The sequence below is a fragment of the Xenorhabdus entomophaga genome (genome assembly GCF_037996725.1).
In the GTDB taxonomy this organism is placed as follows: Bacteria; Pseudomonadota; Gammaproteobacteria; order Enterobacterales; family Enterobacteriaceae; genus Xenorhabdus; species Xenorhabdus khoisanae.
Genome location: NZ_JBBMXH010000576.1, coordinates 1 through 213, shown reverse-complemented (window position 1 = coordinate 213; position 213 = coordinate 1). Strand labels below are relative to the sequence as shown.

Sequence of the window (213 nt, the reverse complement as noted above, 5' to 3'; positions counted from 1 at the left end):
CTGCTGTAGCCCGTATAGACGATTTTTCCGGTTTGAATATCAAAACAACCCGCAAGGTAATATTTTTGATTTTTCCCCGGTGTGATAATCCTTTTTTGCTGCCCTTTGAAGTACCAATCTGAACCCATTTTGGGATTGAAATTAATATCGACTTCATCCTCATAAAATACGGGATTTTCTTTTGATGTTTGCGATAATGCTTGATGAATACGT

1 pseudogene is annotated in these 213 nt (G+C 37.1%); it reads right to left on the bottom strand.

Annotation, left to right across the window (positions count from 1 at the left end):
• Positions 1-213: pseudogene (locus tag AAC854_RS24120) on the bottom strand (IS630 family transposase); the annotation flags it as partial.